This window comes from Pseudoalteromonas sp. SIMBA_162, assembly GCF_046535955.1.
Lineage (GTDB): Bacteria > Pseudomonadota > Gammaproteobacteria > Enterobacterales > Alteromonadaceae > Pseudoalteromonas > Pseudoalteromonas marina.
Genome location: NZ_JAWJBQ010000001.1, coordinates 22,612 through 46,757, shown reverse-complemented (window position 1 = coordinate 46,757; position 24,146 = coordinate 22,612). Strand labels below are relative to the sequence as shown.

Below are 24,146 nucleotides of genomic sequence, written 5' to 3'. Positions count from 1 at the left end.
AGGTTATTTCACTTGTAACCGCTCATATAAACCAGATGAGCGCGATACAGTTTTATTCATTGCTAACTGCAGTACCTTTTTATCGGCAACTAACTCAAAAGTATGTTTAGCACGGGTAATTCCGGTATAAACAAGCTGGCGATTAACCCCAACACTTGCCTGCTGTAGTGGCGGTAAAACCATTGCGGTATAGCTAAATTCTGACCCTTGAGACTTATGTATTGTCATTGCAAACACTTTGTCGTGTGCGGGTAAACGAGCCGGTGAAAATGCACGTGTGCTGCCCTGCTCGTCAATAAATATAGCCTTAAGCTGCCCAGCTTCATCATTCATTAAAATACCAATATCGCCATTAAATAGCTTTAATTGGTAATCGTTTTGGCTCACCATTATAGGCATACCACTATAGTGGCGCTGGTTTGGGTTTACGTTTATTAAACCCTGTTGCTGCAGGGTCCGTTCGATGCGTTGATTCAAACTATTAACGCCGTAGTCGCCCTCTTTTACTGCGGCCAGTAATTGATAACCTGCAAACGCAGCATGCACTTTGGCTACACTCTCACCTTGGGCAATTAAATTTAAATAATGTGCATAATGTTTGGCTGCTCGATTTACAAGGTTTTCTATTGGTTTACCTATAAAGTCGTAATCCAAAATAACATCACTAAAACGCCCTTCAACACTTTCCTGCTCTACATAATTTAATAAGCCACTATTATTTGTATTAACTGCCAATGCTAGTTGCCCTATGCCACTTTTAGCGTCAAAGCGGTAACTGCGTTGTAAAAAGGCAATGCAATCGGCTAGTTTAAATAGGCTATTTCCCTGCGATATTAATGTAGGCTGATCATCAAAACAAAGCGCATTTAGTTCATCACACCGCTGCTTTGAGTAGTTTGGTGTGCGCCCAAGTGCAAGCCCTTGGCACAAATCGCTCATAACGCTGCCTGTATCAACCGAGGCAAGCTGGTCTTTATCACCAAGCAGTATTAATCGAGCATGAGCAGGCAAAGCTTCAATTAATTTCGCCATTAGCGATAAATCCACCATGCTTGCTTCATCAATAATTAACACATCTAGGTGCAGAGGATTGCTTTGAGTGTGTCTAAATTTATTAGTAAAAGGTTTTACCCCCAATAAGCGATGAATAGTTTGCGCAGTATCAGGGATCAGCGCTTTTATATCGTCGGGTATACTACTTAGCTGATTTTTAGCCCCTAAAATAGACTCACTTAGCCTTGCCGCAGCTTTACCCGTCGGTGCCACCAGCTTTATGCTTAATGGCGCTGCTTTGTAAAGCGATTGCAATATAGCCAGCAACTTAGTTACTGTGGTTGTTTTACCTGTTCCTGGCCCACCGGTTATTACACTAAACCCTTTAGTTGCTGCAATGGCGCACGCCACTTTTTGCCAGTCAACGTCGTCCACGGGGGGCTCTGGGAAATAATGCTGCAATAAAGCAGTAAGAGTTTGACTATCAATATTAAGCGCTCGCTCACTCATGGCTAATAGCCGCTCTGCAAGTATGTGCTCATAAGCTGCCAAACGCGAAAAATAAAGGCGTTGGTCAAATAACTGAAGTGGTTTGGCATCCCCAACGCTTTGATGATTTTGTAAATAGGTTAACGCGGTTTGTTGGTTAAACCCTTGCACAAATGGGCTATACGTAGTGGGAATATTCCCTTCAACTTTATTAAAGTCGCTTTGACGTAAATTAAATGGATTGGCCCAATCTATGGTGTTTAAAGTTAAGCAACTGTGCTGGCTTTGTTGGGCTATACATAACAATAATACAATATAAAACAGCTCATTATGTGTTGTTTTATCCGTATTTGAGAGTAACTGCGCAAGTTTTACATCAACGACGCGTATTCTATTTTCGCCCACTAAATAATCCAGTAACGGCACTTCGGTAACCACACTATTAGATACTGCCTGTTGCTCATGCGCTAAAGGCGCCTGTTCAACGTCGTCTTCTAGCGCGTCAAATAAACCCGGCTGTTGATTTAACTCACTCATAGCATGGCTCCTTGGCTAAATAAGCCATCTAAGATAGTTACTTGCTCTAGTGTCAATTGATTAAAGAAAACACCTTGCCCTGCTGGCATGCCACGTAAAAAGGTGTAATACACGCCCCCTAAGTGACGCTCAATTGAGTAGTCACTAATGCGTTGCTTTAATAGCCTATGCAGCGCTACGGTATATATTAAATACTGTAAATGGTATTGATGGCTGCTCATGGCTTGCTCTAGCTGCTCGGGTTCATAATCTTTAGGCGTATTACCTAAGTAATTAGATTTATAATCTAAAATATAATATTTCCCTTGGTAGCAAAATATTAAATCCACAAAGCCTTTTAAAAGCCCTTTAACATGAGAAAAATCCAGCTTACTTTGTACAAAGCCAAAGTGTTTAATTAGCACTTCGTTAAGCTTGGGGGCACTTAAACTCGTCAGCGGTAAATTAAACTCCATTTCGACTAAGCAGTCACTGGGCGCTAGCTTACTTAAACTTAAATCAGTTTGAGCATTCAATGGGCAATTTAGCACATCGAGCACCCACTGCTGCGCAATTGGCTGCCATGTGTCGCTAATGTGATATTTTTCAAAGGCCCGTTTAATTACCTGTGACAAATTTTGCTCGCTGTTTGTGGGGTGAACAACGGGACTTGTAAAATCAATTTGTTCAAAAATTTCGTGTAAACAGCTTCCTGGCTTTGCCCCTTTAGGAAAACTAAAAGGTGAAGGGAGTTCGTCTTGTTGAACGGCAAACTCGTCTTTCTCGTGATCTTCGTCGCTTCGTCCTGGGGCTAATTCATCACTGTGCTTTTTAAAACTCAATGCACTAAAGCTGGTTGCACGCCAATCTCGTTCTATGTGCGCCTTACTATTTTTTACACTCAGAATTTGCTGAGCAGCCTCGGTATTAGCAAACTGTAAGGTTCCCTGTTGGCGTAATTCTTCAGAGGTAAATTGTTGATAACACATGAATGTGTGCTTGTCGCAAAACTCACTTAAATGTGTTCGCCATATTTGGCTGCTTGAAATTTCGAGCTCTGAGAACAGCACATGCCCAAGCGCACTACTTTGAATTGCTAACCGACTACTTTGCCCTTGCCCTATGTTATAAACACCCAGCGCACAAAAATGCACTGCGCGCGTAAGCGCTACATACAATAAACGTAAATCTTCGGCTAAGCGCTCTTTTTCAGCCTGCTGGAGTGCGTCTTCATCCTTACTTAAATCATAAATAAGTTTGCCATTTTTATGATAAAGCGCTTCTTTAGTTTCACGATAACCACTGGCAAACGGCATAAATACCAATGGATATTCGAGCCCTTTTGAAGCATGCATTGTCACAATCTTAACTAAGTTGGCATCACTTTCTAAACGTACCTGTACGGTTTCGCCATCTTGTTGACTCACCTTTTGCGCAAACCAACGCAGCAAGCGTAATGTGCCTTCAAGCTCAATTTGCTTTTGCTGTAATATTTCACCAAGGTGCCTAAAGTCGGTAAGCCACCGCTCCACGTTGTAGCCTAAACCTTGCCATTTAGCACTTAACTGATTATGACTTAGTAATCGCTCAAGCATGGCCATTGCCCCTTGCTTATGCCAAATATGGCTAAGCTGAGCAAAAAAGTTTAAGTGATCTTGCCAAGCGTTTTCGTTATCGGCAAGTGCGTATACATCGTTATAACTTAAACAAAATAACGGTCCTGCGAGCACACCACGAAGTAATGACTCGTCATATTGACCATGTAATGCAGTTAAAAAATTAAGTAAATGATGGCTCAACTCTTGGCTAAACACGCTGTCGCGGGATAGATACACACTGGCAATTTTAGCCTCGCTCAAAGCCTTTTTCATTATTTGCGCTTCAACGCGGTCACGCACCAAAATACATATGTCTGCCGCACTTATTGGCGTTTTGCCAATGCACGCCGTGCCCTGTTTAGCGCGTTCTAATAAAGTGACTATTTTATTCGCAAAGTAAGTGGCTAGGTGTGCTTGCCCTAATCCTTTACTGGTGGGTTTATTTTTTTCATCGGCGGCTTCATCTACAAACACGTTAAATTCAAAGGCGTTGGCCGGTTTACCATCAATTAAAAACGATTCATCTGCTTTTTTACCCTTAGCGCTCACTTTGTTAAACGGGATAACATCGTTATAAATAAAACTGTTGTCGTGTTTGCTAAATAAACTATTTACGCTGTTTACTATATCGCTGCTTGAGCGAAAATTAGTGCCCAGTGTAAATTGTTGAGGCTCGTCTACCGCCTTTTTTGCGCCTATATACGTAAATATATCTGCGCCTCTAAAACCGTAAATAGCTTGTTTAGGATCGCCTATCATGGCAAGTGTAGTATTGGCTTGGCCATAAATGTGACTAAAAATACCATACTGAATCGGATCGGTGTCTTGAAACTCATCTATCATAGCAACCGGAAATAACTGCGCAATTTTTTGCGCAAGCACATCACCTTGCTCATTATTAAGTGCAGTGTATAAATTAGTGAGTAAGTCGTCGGGGGTGATCACACTTTGCTCTTGCTTACGCTTAACAATGGCTGATTTTACCCAGCGTGCAGCTTCTTGTACCAACGCTATTTTTAAACCTTGGTTCATGGTGTTGTTAAGCGCTGATAAGGTATCAAACTGACTTAATAGTGGATGCGTAAACAAAGGCTGATTTTTTTTATAGTTAGTGGTGTCACTTAAGTTCTTGGTACTCCATATTTCAAACGAATACTTATTGGTACCAAACTCAAAAAACACGTCACCGCTTGCACAAAATGCATCAAGCGCTGCAAGGCTTGCTTTGCGAGCGGGGGTTTTAGCACCACTTAGGCCGGAGCCTTTAATAGCATCAGTAAATCCGTGTTCTTGGCAATCTTCTTTAAACTGTGGGATGAGAGCTAGGTATTCATCACGAGCTTGCCATACATCATCTAAGTTTATTTGCGGTGTTATGTGCGCATTGGCTTTATTTAAAATGCTGGCTACCTGTGAAAATAAAGACTCGGGTGCTGAAAATACATCTAAAATAGCATCGGTTCTTTCTTCACTCAGTGGATAAACAAACGAACGCCAGAAGTCTTTTATTGTTTCGAGTAGTATGTCGCGCTCGTCTAAAATAAACTCTAAATTAAATGCCACACCTGATTCAAACGCATGTTGCTTTAACATTCGTTGACAAAAGCCATGAATTGTAAATATAGCGGCTTCATCCATCGATTTTGCGGCAGCGTCCAGTAAATCAAAGGCCCTGTGTTTGTCGTCTACAGCAGCAATAACCCCTTCAATTAACTCATCGTTTGGGTTTTGCCCAAGTAATGCATCTCTGGCTGCAATAATACGGTTACGCACACGGTCTTTGATTTCTTGAGTAGCAGCGTCGGTAAACGTTACTACCAAAATCTGTTCTACGCTTAAAGGAGCATTAAGCTCACCCGGTATTTGCATGCCAAGTAAATAGCGTAAATATAACCCGGTAATAGTATACGTTTTACCCGTACCGGCACTGGCTTCTATTAAACTTTGCCCTTTGAGTGGCATAGTAAGTGGATTAAGCGCTTGCATGGTCGCTCTCCTTAGCATGCTCATATAACGGCGCGAGTAGCTTTTCGCTCCAGCTAATAAACTCGTCTTGGCAGTCGTTAAGTGATTGCACCGTTAATCTAATGTAAGGGTTTTCACCTTCACCTCGGCCTATGTATTGCGGACTAAATTTATTCATCGCTTTTGCCATATCGCCACCCGTTTTTATGTATTCGTATCCACTTACCGGATAAAACGCCACAGGCTCTTTACGCAGTGCTTTATATAATTCAAACCAATCTGCCAAAATTAAATCAGCGTCGGCTTTGCCCATAGGCGCAAAGCTAATTTGTTTATCAAGCCCAAGTAATAACGTTTCGAGGTTATGCCCCAAACTTTGTGCCACAAGGTGATAAATAAAGCCTTTAATCATGTCTTTGGCTTTAATACTGGCGCTGCGGTAAAACACCTGCTTTTGCATAAAAATATGGTTAAGCCAGCCCTGAATTTGTGTTCCTTGAATATTAAACGACACCTCTATAGGCTCACTTTTACCCGCTTTTATTTGCTCTTTCACCTGCCCTGCAAGCGCGTCAACACGGTGTTGCATGCTTTGTAAAACTAAACTTCCCACATTCGCTTGCGGTAACTCGCCGCGTTGCAAAATTTGCTCAGTACTTATTGGCGTATCGTTAATTGTGGCTTCTAATATTTCGTCTAAATAAAAGTAACGGCGCAGCGCATCAATACTAAATGGCTCTTCATCTTTTGCTACTTCGTTAAATTGCGGCAAACGTAAACCCAAGGTTTGATTGTAAAAACTCTCTTGTGCGCTGCAAACACTGCGTATAAATACATCAAGCTCTAACTGTTCAGGTGGTTTTACATCAAGTGCGGTAACTGGCTCTGGTAATATGGGCTCATTTGGCAACCAAATTGGGTTATAACTATGATCATTAAGCACGGTACTATTTTTATTATCTTGGTAGTAGTGGCTATTAAAGGGTTGCAAGTGTTGCTGGCTAATCAAACATGCCGGTAATGCTTTAGATGAGTCGTCACCCAGCGTAAAACTACGCCCTATGTATTCTAATAACTCGCTCACCAGGGTTGATGGCATGCGAGGTTGGTTATCAAAGCAGGAGCGGCCAATATAGCTCATATAAAGATTTTCACGGGCGCTAAGTAGCGCTTCTAAAAATAGGTAACGGTCATCTAATTTTCGTGATCGGTCACCTTTTTGTTTTTTAGAGTGTGGTACTAAATCAAACCCTATAGGCTGAACATTACGTGGGTAGTCAGCGTCGTTTAAACCTAGCATGCACACTACTTTAAATGGCACGGCGCGCATGGGCATAAGCGTACAAAAATTTACTTGCCCTACTAAAAATCGCTGACCGACGCCTTTTTCTTGTATACCCTGTTTTATTAAATAGCTAACTATGCGCTGCGACACCGCTTGATTGTAGTCGCCGTTATCGTGGTGCTTTTGAATATCTTCAAGCACTTTTTGCAGCACTAATAAATCCCAACTGTCGTCGCTTTCACTCTCGTAAACAGCGCCAAGTAGCTCGCTTAAAATTTGTGCCTTGTTAGTGAGGGTGTCGTCGGGGGTAAGCTTGGCTTTAAAGTTTTGAAGCACATCGATAAAGTCTACCAGCTTATTAAGCGTATCAAGCGCCATTCCTTCTACTTCGTCGGCGCTGTAAATACCATTAAATGGGCATTGCTCGTCGCGCATGGCAATACCCAGTAATAAACGGTTTAAACCATGCTGCCATGTATTTAGTTCAATGGCGGGTAAATCAAAACTGTGTTTATGTTCGGCATTGATGCCCCATTTAACACCTACGCGTTCAAGCCAGTATTGTATTTGTTCGTACTCGTGCGCTTCAAGGCCAAACTTTTCAGCTATTTGGGTTACTTGTAGTAAATCTAAAATATCTGATACGCCAAACCGCGAGAACGGTAAGTTAGCTAAGCTGGCAAACGAGCTTAGTACTGGTTTTTCTTGCTCTATGGCTAAATCAGCTAACGCGTAGGGAATATAGCGGCTGCCTTGCGCACCACCAAATACAGCTTCTATATAGGGGCTGTATGTGCCTACATCGGGCATCATTACAATAATGTCTTTTGGGGTCAGCGCAGGGTTTTGGTTAAACAAATTAAGTAAGTAGTCGTGTAATCGCTCAACTTCTCTAAGCGGTGTATGGCAGTCACTAAGGGTAATACTGGTATCGTTTGCACTTACTGGTAATTTACCTTCATCGTTTATAAACCATTCTTTGTTATCGGTAAGCGACTCCCCTTTAAACGCAAGCTGATAAATTTCGCTTTGTACTTGCCCAAGTAATGTAGTGTCAAAAGCATCTATAAAGCCATCAATCCAACGGGCATCAAGTTGCACTAGCTGTTCAAAATAATCGCGACCTAACTTCCCCCAAGACGATAAAAGTGGGTTACCTATAAAGTAATAGTCTTCATCTGGGTTAGATTGTTTTTTTTGCTGCGCTTCCACCAGCGGCATTTTGGCGTATTTAGCGTTTATTTTAGCCGCTGTTTTTTCGTCAATTATGTCACCCCAGTAATGCTCACTCGGGTTAAAAAAGAATAAAAACACCTCTGTTTTTTTGCTCAATGCTTCAAACACATCAAGCTGAGAATTGGCAATGGCTGATATACCAAATAAACTAATGCGTTTGGGTAATAAGCTGTTGTCCATATTTTCCAACGCAGCAAGTAATTGCCCCTGCATATTTGCGCGGTGAAATTGGCTTTGGCCTAGCGCTTTGCTTAATTTTACAATTCGGCGCCATAAATCAGGCTGCCATGGTGCAATGGTGACATCTACGTCATCAAGTTCATCATTGCCACTATCCCAAGTTGCTATCCAATGCGGTCTATACATTAGGTATTGATCGTACACATCGGCTATTTTTTCACATAGAGCAAAGGTTTTTTGGCCATCAATATCGCCCTCTAAGTAGGTTTTTAGGGGTAAATAAAGCGGTTCGTCAATACAAGTGGGTAAAATTGAAAATAATTTCCATGCAAGGTTAGGTTTGTTAAAGGCCGACTCTTTAGGCACATTAGGTAATAGCTGCTGATATAGTTGCCAAATGAAACTCGATGGCAACGGAAAATCAACCTGAGCAGCCACACCTAAATGCTCACTCAAGCCAATTTTTAGCCACTGCGACATACCCGGAGATTGCACCAGCACCACTTCTTTATCGAACGGGCTTTGCAATGGGCTTACCTTTAACAGTTGATGAAACTGTGCCTGCAGGGCTTCCATACGGTTTGATTGAATAATATTGAGCATACGACACTGTCCTTACTTGAAGTAAAACCAGTGTAAGATATTTTCAATTATAGGGGTAGCAATAAGGGGAAAATGACGTTAATAAAACAGCAAGTTAGAAGGTAGTTAAACAAAAAATAAACGCACAGAACTTACTTTAATCACTTTTTAATCACTGTGCGTTTGTTATTTATATCACGCTCTTATTTATAAGGGCTAATACTTGAAAGGCCAAAGTTACTTTGCATAATGACCTTGCCGTCAATTCCTTTGAGTTTTAATGAGATAGCTGGGTCAGCTTGTTTCCAATCAATGCTTAAATCACCATAGTTTACATTGTGCGTGTAATTGCCCACGCGATGCTTATTTGGGCTGACGTCTTTCCATTTTTCAGTCAAACCTGAGCTGGTCATTTCAATAAGCGGGTAATCTAGGTTTTGATTGTATTTAGATATTTCCCCCCAATGTGTATCGCCACTAATGATCACCACGCCATTTACTTTATGTTTTTTAATTAACGTAAATAAACGATTTCGATCTTCTGGAAAGTTTGCCCATGACTCCCAGCCTGTAAAATCAGGTAATAACTGCAAACTTGATGCTATAAGCTTAATAGCAGCAGGTTTTTTAAGCTCGCGCTCGAGCCACTGCCATTGCGCTTCACCTAGCATTGATGCGCCTTTTACTTCTGTTGGGCTATAAGGGCCTTGGTTGTTTAATTTACGCTTGGTGTAATATTCAAGCTCGCTTACATGATTAAGTGTGTCACGGTTCCAACGTAAATCGGGCATAATCACTTGCACCGTTTGCTCGCCTTCACCATACATATACGAGGTATAAATACCGTCTGAGCGTGTTCTACGCTCTGTGTTTTTAGGCTCGCCCCAAAAGTCGAGCATAATTTGTCGCGATTCTTCTTTATGAGGGTATTCTTTTCCAGCATCGTTTTGACCAAAGTCGTGATCGTCCCACATTGCAATTATAGGTGTGTTTTCTTTTAGGGTTTTAAAGCCGGGTTTTGCACCTAGTTTTTGATATTTATCAGCAAGCACTGACATGTCATTGGTGTCGCCGTAAATATTGTCGCCTAAAAATATAAATAGATCGCCCTGCTCTTTATTTATGGTGTCGAATATTGGGATGTCTTTGTCTTGATGCCCGCACGAGCCAAACAATATTTTTGATGGTGCAGCCATCGCGCTTGCACTAACAACCAACGCAAGCGTTGAATATAAAATAGGGTTTAATAACATTTTCATTTTAAAATCTCTTTAATAGCGGGTGCCATATTGGGGTTTATTATATGTGGTTGCTGACCAAGTGCCGAAAGCACTGTAGCGGCAATTTGCGCTTGCTTAACATTTTTAATTTTTATTAGGCCATTTCCTTTAATGGCAGGGCCAATTGCGCCAAGCCAAATATGCTCCGAACCAACAATTCCCTCTGGGAATGCCCTTTTACCTTGCGGTGAATTGGCTAAGGCCTGTTTAGAGCTATGGTGCTGCCAATCGCTTGCATGACTCCCTCGGCCATGGTCAGTAGTAATAATAAGGGTTGTTTTGTTTTTATAACCTGGGGTACTTTGAATGGTTTGCCATAAGTCTTTTAAAAATGCATCGCTTTGTTTCGCTGATTTTAAGTAAGCATCGTAATGACCATCGTGGGCAAAATCATCTGTTTCACCTAAGCTTATTACCAGCAATTTTGGTTGTTTAGCCAACATGTAGGCTTTAGCAAAACGGTAGGTAAAACTGTCTAATCGAACATTTTTCCACGGGCTGGGAATTTCTTTTTGCAGTGCATTTAAAAGTGGGGCATCTGCAAATAAATCTTCTACAATAGGCGTAAACCCTGCATTTACATAGACGTTACTGCGCTTGGTATTTACAATGTATGGAAACACATCCCAGCTACCAAATAACGCGGTGCTGTTTTTAAATTCAGCTTGCGCGTCTAAACGCTCTAAAATGGTTTTATTTGGATTATATACTTTATCGTTACTGTTAATATTTTCATCTACTTCGCCACTTAAGATTTCGTTATAACCGGGATACGAAAAATACCACGGATTACTAACCGACATTGTCGATCCCTCTGTTCTGTCGCCAATAATTACACCTTGTTTAGCGACTACTTGCGTTAAAAAAGGCATTAATAATTGCTGACGCTTTTGTGGGTTTTCATCCCAAAACTCATTACTTAAATCGCTCGGCTGTTTAACAAAGTCTTTATTACTAATAAGATTTTTATCAGCACCACTAAATACTTCTTGCCAGCGCACGCCATCAAGGGTCACAAGCACAACGTTTGCGTCACTCGCACACACAGAGTTGGTAAATAAAATAAAGCTCGCCAATAATACTTTTAATATTTTATGCATGAATTTTTCACCTCACGTTAAATAAAAAGCCCATCAAAGTGACGGGCTTATATTTACGTTATTGATTGCTTAAAACGTAGCTGTAAAGGTAACTGCCGCAGTGCGAGGCGAGCCTATAAAGTAAGTTGAACCATTACCGGTGCCGCCGGCTAAGTAGCTTTCATCTGTTACGTTATAAACAACAAAAGCAATATCGATAGCTTTAAATGGCCCTGCATCAACTTGTGCTGCGTAACCCGCATTTAAATCAAGCACAGTGTAGCTATCTACGTCGTCACGCTCACCGGTATATTTAGCCGACAAACCAAAGCGAAAATCGCCACTGTAATAATCGGTAGAAAGCACAAATAAGTCATCCACTGAGTCTATAACCTTATCACCCGCTTCAAAACCTGGCGCATCACCTTTGTACTCTGAGTTATTATTTGTATACGAGCTGTAAAAACTCCACTCAGGGCTAAGCATGTAACTTGCTGAAAGCTCTAGACCTTGTGATTCAATACCGCCTACATTTAAGTAAGAGCCATTAGTACCAATGGTATAGTCAATGCCGCCAGTATCACTGCCAGGTGCAATAAAGGTAATACGGTTATCAAACTCAATTGAATAAGCTGTAGCGGTGAGTTTAAGAGCATCGTTTTGGTAACGAACACCTAAGTCAATATTTTCAGCTGTTTCTGGTTCAATGGCTGACAAATCAGAGCTGTCGCGCTCAAGCACACCATCTTTTATAGCTGCAAAATTTTCGCTATAACTAGTAAATAGCTCTGTTGAGTTATTTAACTGGTACACAATACCACCACTAAACAGTATATCTGAGTCACTGTTTACTTTTGCAGTTGTTGCATTTTGGTAATGGTCGAACTTTTCAATATCAACGAGGTATTTTTTGACACCTACGTTAAGCGTTAAATCGCCAAATGCCATTGAATCTTGTGCGTACCATTTTAGCGTATCGGCTTCAAAGGTATTTTTATATTGAGTCCAGTAAGGCGTGCTGTCGTAGTGGTGATAAATACGTGCATCTATCACTTTGTGCCAATCGCGCGATTCGTCGCGGTCACTTTGTTCATACCAAAAGCCCGCTTCTATGTCGTGCATACCAAATGTAGCGGCATAATGGGCTGTTACGCCTAAGCGATCTTTATTGTAATGAGTATGACGATACGACATAACCGGTGTTGCTCCTGCATCGTAACACGCAGGGTTTAACCCCGGGCCAGACTCCCATGGCCAGCTTAAGCTAGCTGTACAATCTGCGTTGGGTGCAAGCGGATTACCTTCACTGTCGGTAAAACCGTAAGACCCTGCATTTGAGCCACCTTCGGTTGTTGGGTTACCATTTTCATCAACTGGGGTTGTTAGGTAAGGTGGGATCCAATCGCCACGTCCTGAATTTTTATGATAATAAGGGCTAACAGTAAGTAATGACGTTGGCGAAATAGCGTATTCAAACTTTAAATATGCTAACGTATTTTCGCGAAGTGTACCCCAACCTTCTGCAAACATTTGGTCAAAATGCGGCACACCCGTCCAATTCCACGTTAGTTGATCCCAGTCTGGTGTTTGCTCAAATTGGGCTAGACTCACGCTGTTGTAATTTGTTTCGCTTACGTCATCGTATGATATACGCCCGGTAATGGTTAAATCCGTTAATGTAGTAACAAATTTAGCTTCAGCGTGCTGGTTATCTTTACCACCATTGCTACCCGAACCAATCCAACGGCTAGTATCAGTTTGTGAGTAACTAACGTAAGCTTGGGTGTTATCAAATAATGTACCCGTTTCGTGTTTTAAGTAATATCGTGTAGCATCGTGACTGCCCGACGTGTAAGCAAAAGTAGTGCTTTTTTCAAGGCTTGGTGCTTTACTGACAAAGTTAAATGTACCGCCAAGTGCTTCGAGTGAAGCCGATTTAATATCAGACGTGCCTTGTCCTACTTCAACGGTTGCAAGGTTTTCAGAGTCTAAGTAGCGGTTTGCTTTTGCACCGCCGCCATAGTTAGAGCCACCATTAGGAATGCCATCAACCGTCATACCTAACTGTTGCTGATTCCCGTCAATACTAAAACCACGCATCGTAATTGTGGTAGACCAATCGTCACCGCCAAATGCGTCGCCTTCATTTATGCTAATGCCTGGCAAATTATCAATGACTGACAACACACTTGAAACCGTGCTTTGCTGCTCTAACATGGCAGGTTCAATCACATTATTAGCGTAACTGGTTGGCTTTGCCACAACCGTTACTTCTTCAATAGTGGTTTCGTCGTTAGCATAAGCAGATGTTGATACCGCCATGGCAATGGCCATGCTCAAAATCGATTTACTCTTTAAAGCGTACATTGTTGTCCCGTTTGATTTTATTAATGGTTTATTATGAAAACGGGCACAGTATGATTTTTAAATATGACAATAAAGCTTTGTTTTATTGACATAAAGATTAAACAAATATGAGAAAATAATGGCGAAAATATGTAAAAAAAAAGACACTCAATAAGGTTATTAAGTGTCTTTTTTTATTTAATTGCTAAACGTTATTTAAGCTCAGCAAGCATCTCGTCGCTGTAAGGCACTAACTCTTCGCCGTTAGTTACTTTGCTAATGTAATCAGGGTTTGCAATTAGCGGGCGGCCAATCGCAATCAAATCAAACTTACCTTCATTAATTGCTTCTTTAGCTGACTCAAAGCTGTAGCTACCTACGCCTACCAGTGTTCCTTTGTATCCCGCACGTAAAAACGCTGAAGTTGTTTTGCCTTCTAGCGATTCGAATGTTGTGCTGTCGTCAAAAATACCACCGTGCAAGTAAGCAAGGTTTCGTTTTTCAAGTTCAGGTAGTAAGTAGTCAAATACCGCTTTGTCACGGTTATCTTCACTCATATTAAAGTAGGCGCCAGGTGTTACACGCAGTGCTGTACGCTCGTTACCTACTGCAGCAATAACTGCATCGGTAACCTCAAGTGCAAAGCGAGCCATGTTTTGCGGTGTTTGGCCGTACTCGTCTTCACGTACATTGGCTTCATAATGTAAAAATTGATCAATTAAGTAGCCGTTTGCGCCATGAATTTCTACACCGTCAAAACCGGCTTCAATTGCGTTTTCGGCGGCTTTGGCAAAATCTGCAATTAACGATTTAATATCATCAATGGTTGCCGCTTTTGGTGTTATATAAGTCAGCTCGCGCATGCGGGGCACAGAACCTTCTACGCCGATTGCTGAAGGGGCAAGTACTTCACCATCAAAAAAGTGAGGGTGCGCAACTCGGCCAACATGCCAAAGTTGAGCAAACATTTTGCCACCATTTGCATGAACAGCGTCGGTCACTTTTTTCCAACCTTGAATTTGCTCGCGTGTAAACAAACCAGGCGTAGTTGGGTAACCTTGCCCGTCTGGGCGAATAATTGTCGCTTCGCTAATAATGAGACCTGTGTCTGCGCGACGAGCATAATACTCAACCATATCTTGCGTTGGCACTAAATTTTCGTCAGCCATACAACGTGTAAGCGGTGCCATTAATACACGATTTTTAAGTTCAATCGTGTCATTTAATCGATATGGTGTAAGTAAATCTGTGTTCATTTTATAAATCCTTGATTAAGTGTATGCATACTAAGTGCGGCCATTTAGGCAACATTCAAGATCAATTTTGAATGTTTGCTCAAAATATACTGACTAACCCATAAAACAGATCTAAATAACAAAAATAATTGTGAAGTTTTCAACACGATGTCACATAACTCGATATACTTGTACGCTATAAATATAAATTGACCGCAACAAAAGTGAGCCCATCATGACACGCGCAAATGCAACCGAAGAACACGACGTAATTTTAGGCCTTGGGGCCAAAAAGCGTCTCGCTTTTATGTTTGAAACCGTACAACAGTACAAGCAAGTATGGATTTTAAATGACGACGACGGCTGTGTAATGCTTACTAACGAAGATGACGATTGTGTGCCTGTATGGCCTACACGAGAATTTGCACAAGCATGGGCAACGGGCGACTGGGAAGGATGCACACCTAAAGCAATCCCTACTAATGACTGGTTCAGCCGATGGACACCTGGCCTTGAAGAAGACGACTTACTTATTGCCGTATTCCCGACAGAGGAAGACGACGGCACTATTTTATTTCCTGATGAATTTGAAAGGCAACTAAAAGCACCAAAGAAAAAATACTAAGTAACTAGCATAACTTTATTTAGTTTATAAACGCGGCTTTACAATAGCCGCGTATTTATACCTGCTTTCTAAAATTTAAATAAGCCTGAGTGATTGCCTTAGCATCTTCAACTTGCGGATAGTGCCCAAGCTCAACAAAGCCTTGCGTGCGGGCATTAGGTATTATTTTTTCATACTGTTCGAGCATGTGTTTCCCTGATATTGGGTCTTGCTCACCTGCAAAAAATATAACCGGTATATCGCTATTAATAATTGCAGTAACCCAGCGCTGCTCGTTTTGCTTTCGCTGTGTAATGTAATTAATTAACTTTGGCATAACACGTAAACCATTATTGTGATTTAAAAGCGCCCAAAGCGTATCTATAACTACAGGTGTGGGTGGTGTGTTTTCGCCAAATATAGAGGTTAAATTTTTGGCAAACTTTTTTTTACTCATTAGCTTAGGGACTATCCAGCCCAGCTTTGAAAGTAACAACTTTTGTATAAATAACGGTTTATGTGCTTGAGGAAACAACCCGCCATTCAAAAAGCACACACTGTGTATATGTATTTCACTTTGATTAGCCACTTGCCTCGCTAATAGCTCTTGGGCAACGGTATCGCCATAGTCGTGGGCAAGTATATGTACATTACTTATATTTAAACGCTGTAAAAAATGTGTGTATAAATCAGCTTGCTCTGCAATTTTATAATCCGCTTTAAATGGCTTATCCGAAAGCCCAAATCCAAGCATATCAAGTGTCACTAAAAAGTAGTGTTTACTAAGTTCATCCCACATACCTTCCCAATCCCAGCTTGCACTTGGAAAACCGTGAATTAAAACAAGCGCGGGGTTATGTGTATTCCCTGCCGTTTTAGTAAAAATTTGATGCCCGTTTATATTTATAAATTGACCGCTTAATTGCCATTGTGAAAGTGTGTACATGTTATGAACCAGAACTTTTTTATTTAAGTGTTGTAACACAATTACCCATAAACTTCGAAAAATCACCAGCAAGCTTTAACGCATTGATTAAAAGAAAGCCTTTTTCATTACAAAAATGCCTATAAATACGGTATTAACTGAAAACCCACGCTAAATAAAAGTATTAAGCAACGTACTATTTAACAAAGAGTTTAGTTAATTATTAGCTTGTAACTTAACCATTAAATGCTATATTCAAAGCTCTTAGGCAGTAATACAATCTAAAAAAACACCATACAAAAGGATTGCTAAATGGCTTTGCAAAGTAGAGCTAGTAAAGGGGTGCTATTAAGTGCTTTGCTTCAGGTTGTAATCCTCACTACAGGTATTGTTTTAACCTACTTTCAACAAATACAACATCAGCAAACATTAGACACAAAAGTATTAGCGGCTTTAAACCACGAGCTAACAAACCTCTCCGTAGGCATAAACAACAGAATGGAGTTATATCAATACGGGTTATTTGGCCTTAAAGGGTTTATACAGGGTATTGGTATTGAAAACTTAAACTACACCGCAATTAAGAGTTATTCAAACGCAAGAGATTACGCCCAAGAGTTTCCTGGTGCTAACGGCGTTGGGTACATAAAAAAAGTAACACATAACGAACTTGCCGCGTTTATAAATAAAGCACAAAGCGAACGCCCCGATAGCCTATTTAATTTTAAAACACTTACTGAAAATAAAAATGATCATTTTGTGATCCAATATATTTTTCCTGAAAGTGGTAATAAACAAGCAATAGGGTTAGATATTGGCTCAGAAACTATTCGTAAACGTGCAGCATTAAGCGCAGTTTTTGCAAATAATGCGCAATTATCTGCACCTATTACGTTAGTCCAAGCAGATCAGAAAGCTCATCATGGTTTTTTGATTCTATTACCTATTTATAAGAGTAAGATCACTCCTGCATCCAACGATGAACGCCTTGAAGCACTGCATGGCTGGGCATACTCCCCTTTGCTTATAGACAATATTTTAAACTCATTATTTGAGATTGATGAAAACTACTTAACCATTAGCGATCTCAACGATGCAACTGATGTGGCCTTTTTTACATACGGCAATCCAGCAAATAACACTGAATTTAAAGTATCCACTGTGACTAAAGTGATTGGTCGTGAGTGGCAAATAACGTTGCATGGCTCTTACGCGTTTGTAGAAAACCTGCATTTGCCCTATCAGTATCAAGCACTCGTGAATGGTATTTTTTTAACACTCATTGCTATGTTAATTGTGCTTGCAATACAGTTACAATTTTTTCGAAAAGCCCAAAAAGAAAATTTAAGACGTGAAGCTGAACAAGCACATAAAAATATTCTTGAACAAGCCAATTTAAAACTAGAAACCGATGTAAAACTGCGAACTCAGCAAATAGCTGATATTAGTATGTTACAGCGTAGTATTTTAGACAGTGCTAGCTACTCTATTATAGCTACCGACATAAACGGTTTAATCACCGAGTTTAACCCTGCCGCAGAGAAGTTACTGGGCTACAAGGCATTTGATGTGGTGGGTAAAAAAACCTGTGGCATATTTCATTTAGAAACAGAGCTGATAAGCAAAGCAAAACAACTGAGTATTGAGCTCAATAAAAAAGTAAGCCCTGGATTTGAAACATTAATTGTAAAAGCAACCCCCACAGAACCCGATGTTAATCAATGGACCTATGTAGACTCTAAAGGCAAGCATATTCAAGTCAGCTTAAGTGTTACGTCGCTGTTGAATAACAGAGCCCAAGTTGTAGGTTTTTTAGGCATTGCGTTTGATTTAACGCAGCAAATAAAACACGAGCACGCGCTTGCTCATGCAAAAGAACTCGCAGAGCAAAGCTCTAAGACTAAATCTGAATTTTTAGCGAACATGAGCCATGAAATACGTACACCTATGAATGGTATTTTAGGTACTCTGCAGTTACTGCAAGAGCAACCGATGAATGATAAATCAACAGACTACTTAAAAAAAGCACTCTACTCTACTCGCTCATTAACCACTATTATTAACGATATACTGGATTTTTCTAAAATCGAAGCCGGTAAACTTTCTCTTGAGCAGAAGGTGTTTGAGCTGGACGAATTAATTCATCATTTAGAGTCTGATTTATTAGTACCTGCCCAAGATAAAAATATTTATCTAAAATTTAAATCAACGATTCATCATAAATACTGGCGTGGTGATGCTGTAAGAATAAGGCAGGTGTTTTTAAACATAATATACAACGCAATTAAGTTTACACACAAAGGAGGTGTAACGGTTGAGTTTAAACTAACTGACGATGAACAAGTTTGCGCTATTGTTTCAGACACAGGTATTGGTATTCCAAAAAATGTTGTAAACAGGCTCTTTGAACGATTTGAACAAGCAGAGTCTTCAACCACGCGTGAATATGGTGGAACAGGGCTTGGATTGCCAATTACGAAGTCGCTAATCAACCTTATGGACGGTGACATAAAAGTAACAAGCGAAGAAGGTGTGGGTAGCCAGTTTTATGTATACCTACCGTTAGAACAAGCTGACAAAATACCAAGCACTGATAATACTGAAAATTTAGATTTTCCCGATCTAAGTAATAAAGTTATTTTGATTGCTGAAGATAATAAAATTAACCAAATAATTGTGAGCTCTTTTCTTGAGCCTACAGGTGCTAAATTAGTCATTGCTAATAATGGTTATGAAGCAATAGATTTATACAAAAAGGTATCACCTCATATAATTTTAATGGACATACAAATGCCAAAAATGGATGGCTTTGAAGCGTGTAAAGCCATAAAAAGGATAGATGCATCACAAACAGTTATTGCACTTACAGCCAATGTACTCTCTGAACAAAAGCAACTTTATGAACAGTTTTTTGATGGGTACGTATCAAAACCTATTGAAAAACAAAAACTAATAAACGCATTACATATTAAAAATGGCTAAAACCGAAATACCTTAAAAACTGACATATTGGGTATTAAATGGTTATATAAATACTTATAAAGTATTTTTTACATAAGCACATAAGCAAATTAATGGGGGAGTATGCTTAGATTATTTAGTTTATATTTATGTATATTGTTGACCCTATTGCCTTTTAGTACATTAGCTCAATCGCTTAATGATGAACAAATTAAAAAAATTGGGCCAGCTATTTGGCAACAAGTTAATATAAAGTCACCTGTTTCGGGTGAACAAATAATCAGTGCATATCAAAATAAGCAAAGCCCTCTTGTTTCTTTATCTGAAATGCGTGGACCCGCTGTTGCTAAAATACCAGTGTCGACTCTGAATGAAGAACGCTGGTTTGTATTACCCCAAGCAAACTACCTAGATGGTGGTTTTGCTTATTGGCAAGATACACAGGGAATTCGTTTAATTGCTGATTTTTCTCAGGGTAATTTGTCGCAGTCAGCAATTATAATGCATGGACAAGCGTTTCAATTAAACCTAGAAACAAATTCTCAAGGCGTACTGTGGCTTTATTTAAATGCACGTCATTACGCCAAACCAGTGAGTGTAACCTTTTTAGATGAGCCTACATTTATATACCAGCAGTTTTTTATAAATTCACTCAGTATAATGTCCATCACCATTATGCTCACCCTTGCCTGCATGGCATTCATTCTTTATTTAAAAACAGGTCAAAACGTTGCGTTATATTGTGCAGGTTATATTGGCTTACACGGAATTGGTTGGGCGTTTGCGGCTGGGGTTTTTGGCGTGTTTTACAGCTTTAAAAGCATAAACTCACATTATTTTGGTATGTATATTTTTTCGTTTGCGATATCTTCAGCCAGCGCCTTTGCCTATTACTTATTTAATTTTCATACGGTTGAAAAAACACGAATAAGCCAATTTTTAAAGTATTTTTCTTATGTCGCTTTTATTAGTGGCTTTATAAACCTAGTACTACCCTTTCATTGGGTATTTTATTTAGCACACACTTTAGCAGCAATATGGGTGGTACTAACGTTAGTGCTCGGCTTTAAATGTTGAGCTTAAACGATTTTAGAGCAAAGTACTTTTTAACCGGTAATATTGTTTACAGCCTATCACTTATTGTCTTTATTTTATCTCACCTTAATTTATTCGTAACGGCTTCAGCTGAACTTTGGGTGCTTGTTGCCCTCGCTATTGATTGTATTTGTATATTACTTTCATTATCCGAATGGCTGAAAATAAAGCAAAACGATTATATTAATGCCCTTGAGCAATCCCGTATTGACCCACTTACAAAAGTAGGCAATCGTTTACTACTACAAGAAAAGCTAAATTCTATAGGCCATTATTATTTAATAGGATTTATTGACTGCGATGGTATGAAATCAATAAACGATCAACTAGGGCATGCCAGTGGCGACAAACTACTTATCAATGTTACTGAATTAATTAAAAAAGAACTGGCCAACCTAGGAGATGTGTATAGAACTGGAGGCGATGAGTTTATATGTTTGTGTTGTGCTTCGTCGTTAAACGAGCTAGAAAAATTGGCAGACAACACATCTAAAGCACTTAATAAAGCGCATATTCAACTAAAGCAAACGTGGCCGCAATCTGGTTTAAGCTTTGGCATTGCTAGCAGCAGTGAGTGCACAGATTATAAAGCATGTTTTACTTTAGCTGATGAAAGAATGTATGCGGCAAAATATGCTCGTAAAAATAATACACCTACTAACCACAATACCACTCAGCAGATTTAAAGCACAAAAAAGGACGCCCAAAGGCGTCCTGATATTGAATGATGGTGGGGATTTGAAAATCTTTATTAATCTAGCCAGCTTTCAATAGCAACCAGCTCATTAATACTTCCATTATGAGGATTATATATCCATTCCTGATCGAATACTTCTCTGAGGCGTTTACTTAGGTAACAGTTACCCACCACTAAAGAAAAAAACTTATTTCCGTTCAGCTTTAAAGCGGATATAGCCTCTATTTGCGACGTTGGTAGTCCACCCATTATAAAATCAGAAACGATAAGTAAATCAGCTTTGTTATAGGTGTTTTCTGTCATTAAATTAACTGCATGCCTAATAGCTGGTCCTACATCCGTTCCACCATAAAACGACATTGACAAAAAGTCCGTCAACTTTTCTAAACTAAACCCTTTGGATAAATCCAAGGTATTAATCGAAGTAGAAAAGTTAATAATATAGCAATCTCTATTTTTAGCTTGCGCTTTTAGTGACATAACTAAGGCAACGGCTTTTGCAACAGTTTCAGGCGTTCCTCGCATTGAACCACTGGTATCAATGCAAATAACTAAAGGGCCTTTTTGCTCATCTTCATCAATGGTTTGTTCTTTTTCTACTTCATGTTCCTCATCAATAAATTGCTGCCCCGACATTTCAAAGCACATCAAAGAAGATTCAACATACTTAAGATCAAATAAAATTGATGTGTCCTCGTCGCTTAATAGCGCTAATTCAGAAGGTAGTGCATGCTCAATATCTTTAGATAATTTAATACCTACTATTTCTTCTTTAGAGTTAATATCAATTATGGGAGATTTTCGTATATAAGAATGAGTAACTGTTTCTATTTTTTCACTTTTTTTAACCTGGTTAATACGACCTAACAAGTCTAATAGCTTTTTAATTCCTTCATCACTATGAATTCGTTCCATTAAGCTTTTAACTTTAGCTAAATTATTTAGCCTTAAAGAACCACTTGAAAGATCAAGTAAAATGCCTGGTTCAATACCTATGTTACTCAGTAAGGTAAGCATTTCATCAATAAGCTTTAATTTTTTAACTAAGCTTTTTAAAAACTTTTCTCTTAATGAAAGTATTTGCTCTAGCTCCCATTGTTCATATAGTGAACACAGTAATTTTTGCCACTCTTTTACCAATAAATTAGCAGAAGTGGCTAAATCACTAGCAGCTTTAACGTTATTACTTTTTGACGCAACAGCCTCATTTTTGAGGTGAACTAAATCTGTATCCCAAAAGTCTTGGTTGTAATTAACGTCGCTTTTTAGACACAAAGCTTTGTATTTATTTAACGCAAGTTCATATTTTCTAATAGTTAAGCTATCAAAGTTTAAACTATTAAAAACATCCAACTCATTTTGAGCATCGTAATAAGGGTACTCTAATAAGCAATGCCGGTTCGTTTTATCGGCCCAATTTTTTAAGCGTTCTTCTACTTGTAATGCTAAGTTGGGCGCTTGCTCAAATACACCTTGGTAATCGTTACATATTTCAGCCAGCATAGTGGTTGCATGTTCATCAACTTTACGCACTACATAACCCTTTTAAACGGTCACAATCTTTAATTCTTAACTTCAAATTACTTATTTGTTGATTAATGCCATTTAGCGCTATATTGCATGATTGTTCAGACACAAATGGTGAGTACAAGCTAGACACATACTCTGCTTGCTTAGCCTCACATAATTCTAAAGTTGTCCTCAAGCTCTGTGTAAGCTTGTTAACTTCAGCTTTTAAAGCATTAATTAAGCGATTATTTACGTTTTGTTTCTTTTGCCCTTTTTTATATAGAATCTTTGGTGTTACATGGGCTGTAGAGTCATATCGTCCCTCTAATCCAGTAATTTTAACTTCGCAACTACCTTGACCATCAAACGTACATGTATAAGTTTCAAGCTCATTACCATTCGCATCAAAAGGGTTAAAGGTGTCTTTACTCTTCATTTTATTAATAGGGATATAAAAAGTTCGTGTTGTTGTTTTTGTATCTGATGCATAGTATCCCCCTCTATATGAAAATACTTGTTTCACTTGATAGTGCTCTTTACCATTAATATCATGTGTTTCGTACACATCTTTTTCATGAAAAATCTCATTAGTAATCTCTTTATCAAGCGCATCTTTTTTTCTATCAAGCTCAGCTAAGCTTAACTCTGGTGAAAAACCAGATTCTTCTATTGCACTGTTTACTATACTCTCAACATCTTCGCGATTATTCTCGGTGGTCCAAAGGCAATAACGTAATAATAAAGCATCGCTGTGGTTAGTTTGTTTGCGGTTATTAAAAAATGCCGAGGCTTTTAGCAATTGTGCGGCTTTTTGCCATCGTCTGTCTGATACATAAACACCAAGCTCTACAAATTGATCCGACAGTTCTTTTCTTATTAAATGAATTATTGTTAACGTATCTTGTGAAAGTTCAACCGTATCAATTTTTTTAAGCCAGCTAGCCCATTCATTATTCTTAACGACTACCTCATCAGTGACTTTAATTTCAGCATGGGTTGGCTTACTACTAATTAAGCTTTCAAAGTTTTCTTTTATTTCAATAGGGCCAACCATTAACCTAATAATAAAACGATCATATAAAGCATCTAGGCCTTGGTTTTCTTCAGGTGTTTCATTTGATGCTGCAATTAGGGCTTTTAAAGGTGCTTTTTCAAGCTCTTGCCCATTTTTGTAAATCCCTTCATTTATAAGTGTTAATAAACTATTTAATATTGCAGGGCTCGACTTCCAAATTTCATCTAAAAACGCAAACTCTGCTTTAGGCAAATAATTTTCAGTTTTACGTGTGTATTGATCTTCTTTTAACGCTTTAATCGATACCGGCCCAAACACCTCTTCTGGTGTACTAAAACGGTTCATTAAATATTCAAAATAAGGCGGGTTATCAAATGCTTTAGCAATACGTCGCGATATCAAACTTTTAGCTGTACCTGGTGGGCCATATAAAAATGTATTTTGCCCAGTTAGTGCGCCAAGTAATGCGACCGGGATTATCTCCTCACGCTCATGCATTCCGACCGAAATTTGATCAATTAATTTTTTTATTCTTGTTTGTAAACTCATTACTTAT

14 protein-coding genes are annotated in these 24,146 nt (G+C 39.3%); 4 read left to right on the top strand and 10 right to left on the bottom strand.

Translation table 11 applies throughout. The features are described from left to right. Window positions 1–3 precede the first annotated feature (3 nt). The 7 genes from recD to R0J88_RS00135 form a co-directional block, all read right to left on the bottom strand. Window positions 4–2,019 (bottom strand): exodeoxyribonuclease V subunit alpha, encoded by a 2,016-nt coding sequence (recD, locus tag R0J88_RS00165; RefSeq protein ID WP_410898699.1) that lies wholly within the window; start codon window positions 2,017–2,019, stop codon window positions 4–6. After that, window positions 2,016–5,582 (bottom strand): exodeoxyribonuclease V subunit beta, encoded by a 3,567-nt coding sequence (recB, locus tag R0J88_RS00160; protein ID WP_410898698.1) that lies wholly within the window; start codon window positions 5,580–5,582, stop codon window positions 2,016–2,018. The genes recD and recB overlap by 4 nt, the downstream gene beginning before the upstream one ends. Further along, complete coding sequence (gene recC / locus R0J88_RS00155; protein WP_410898697.1) at window positions 5,569–8,865, bottom strand: exodeoxyribonuclease V subunit gamma; 3,297 nt, start codon at window positions 8,863–8,865, stop codon at window positions 5,569–5,571. The genes recB and recC overlap by 14 nt, the downstream gene beginning before the upstream one ends. Before the next feature lie 182 nt (window positions 8,866–9,047). Beyond that, window positions 9,048–10,103 carry an alkaline phosphatase D family protein gene (locus tag R0J88_RS00150; RefSeq protein ID WP_410898696.1) on the bottom strand — a complete coding sequence of 352 codons (1,056 nt, stop codon included), beginning with the start codon at window positions 10,101–10,103 and terminating at the stop codon, window positions 9,048–9,050. After that, window positions 10,100–11,224, bottom strand: a complete 1,125-nt coding sequence (locus R0J88_RS00145) for an alkaline phosphatase family protein (protein ID WP_410898695.1) — start codon at window positions 11,222–11,224, stop codon at window positions 10,100–10,102. Before R0J88_RS00145 ends, R0J88_RS00150 begins: the two co-directional genes overlap by 4 nt. A 69-nt stretch (window positions 11,225–11,293) precedes the next feature. After that, window positions 11,294–13,570 carry a TonB-dependent receptor domain-containing protein gene (locus R0J88_RS00140; protein WP_410898694.1) on the bottom strand — a complete coding sequence of 759 codons (2,277 nt, stop codon included), beginning with the start codon at window positions 13,568–13,570 and terminating at the stop codon, window positions 11,294–11,296. A gap of 191 nt (window positions 13,571–13,761) precedes the next feature. Further along, on the bottom strand, window positions 13,762–14,805 hold the full coding sequence (locus tag R0J88_RS00135; RefSeq protein ID WP_286890398.1) for an alkene reductase: 1,044 nt from the start codon (window positions 14,803–14,805) through the stop codon (window positions 13,762–13,764). Window positions 14,806–15,019: 214 nt separating this feature from the next. On the opposite strand from R0J88_RS00135, the gene R0J88_RS00130 reads away from it, so the two are divergent. Then, the gene (locus R0J88_RS00130; protein ID WP_248519504.1) at window positions 15,020–15,409 is read left to right on the top strand and encodes a DUF2750 domain-containing protein; all 390 of its coding nucleotides are present in this window, start codon (window positions 15,020–15,022) and stop codon (window positions 15,407–15,409) included. 55 nt (window positions 15,410–15,464) lie between these two features. Here R0J88_RS00130 and R0J88_RS00125 read toward each other — a convergent pair whose 3' ends face one another. Then, complete coding sequence (locus R0J88_RS00125; RefSeq protein ID WP_410898693.1) at window positions 15,465–16,334, bottom strand: alpha/beta fold hydrolase; 870 nt, start codon at window positions 16,332–16,334, stop codon at window positions 15,465–15,467. Between the two features lie 291 nt (window positions 16,335–16,625). Between R0J88_RS00125 and R0J88_RS00120 the strand changes: the two genes are divergently transcribed. The 3 genes from R0J88_RS00120 to R0J88_RS00110 all read left to right on the top strand — a co-directional run bounded on the left by R0J88_RS00120 (window position 16,626) and on the right by R0J88_RS00110 (window position 21,055). Continuing rightward, window positions 16,626–19,295 carry a CHASE domain-containing protein gene (locus R0J88_RS00120; protein WP_410898692.1) on the top strand — a complete coding sequence of 890 codons (2,670 nt, stop codon included), beginning with the start codon at window positions 16,626–16,628 and terminating at the stop codon, window positions 19,293–19,295. A gap of 102 nt (window positions 19,296–19,397) precedes the next feature. After that, window positions 19,398–20,351, top strand: a complete 954-nt coding sequence (locus R0J88_RS00115; protein WP_410898691.1) for a hypothetical protein — start codon at window positions 19,398–19,400, stop codon at window positions 20,349–20,351. Continuing rightward, window positions 20,345–21,055, top strand: a complete 711-nt coding sequence (locus tag R0J88_RS00110; RefSeq protein ID WP_410898690.1) for a GGDEF domain-containing protein — start codon at window positions 20,345–20,347, stop codon at window positions 21,053–21,055. Before R0J88_RS00115 ends, R0J88_RS00110 begins: the two co-directional genes overlap by 7 nt. Window positions 21,056–21,120: 65 nt before the next feature. Here R0J88_RS00110 and R0J88_RS00105 read toward each other — a convergent pair whose 3' ends face one another. Then, window positions 21,121–22,599, bottom strand: coding sequence for a VWA domain-containing protein (locus R0J88_RS00105; RefSeq protein ID WP_410898689.1), 1,479 nt, complete (start codon window positions 22,597–22,599; stop codon window positions 21,121–21,123). After that, a complete protein-coding gene (locus tag R0J88_RS00100) occupies window positions 22,592–24,139 on the bottom strand; it encodes an AAA family ATPase (protein ID WP_410898688.1) in 1,548 nt (515 codons plus the stop codon). The genes R0J88_RS00105 and R0J88_RS00100 overlap by 8 nt, the downstream gene beginning before the upstream one ends. Window positions 24,140–24,146 lie beyond the last annotated feature (7 nt).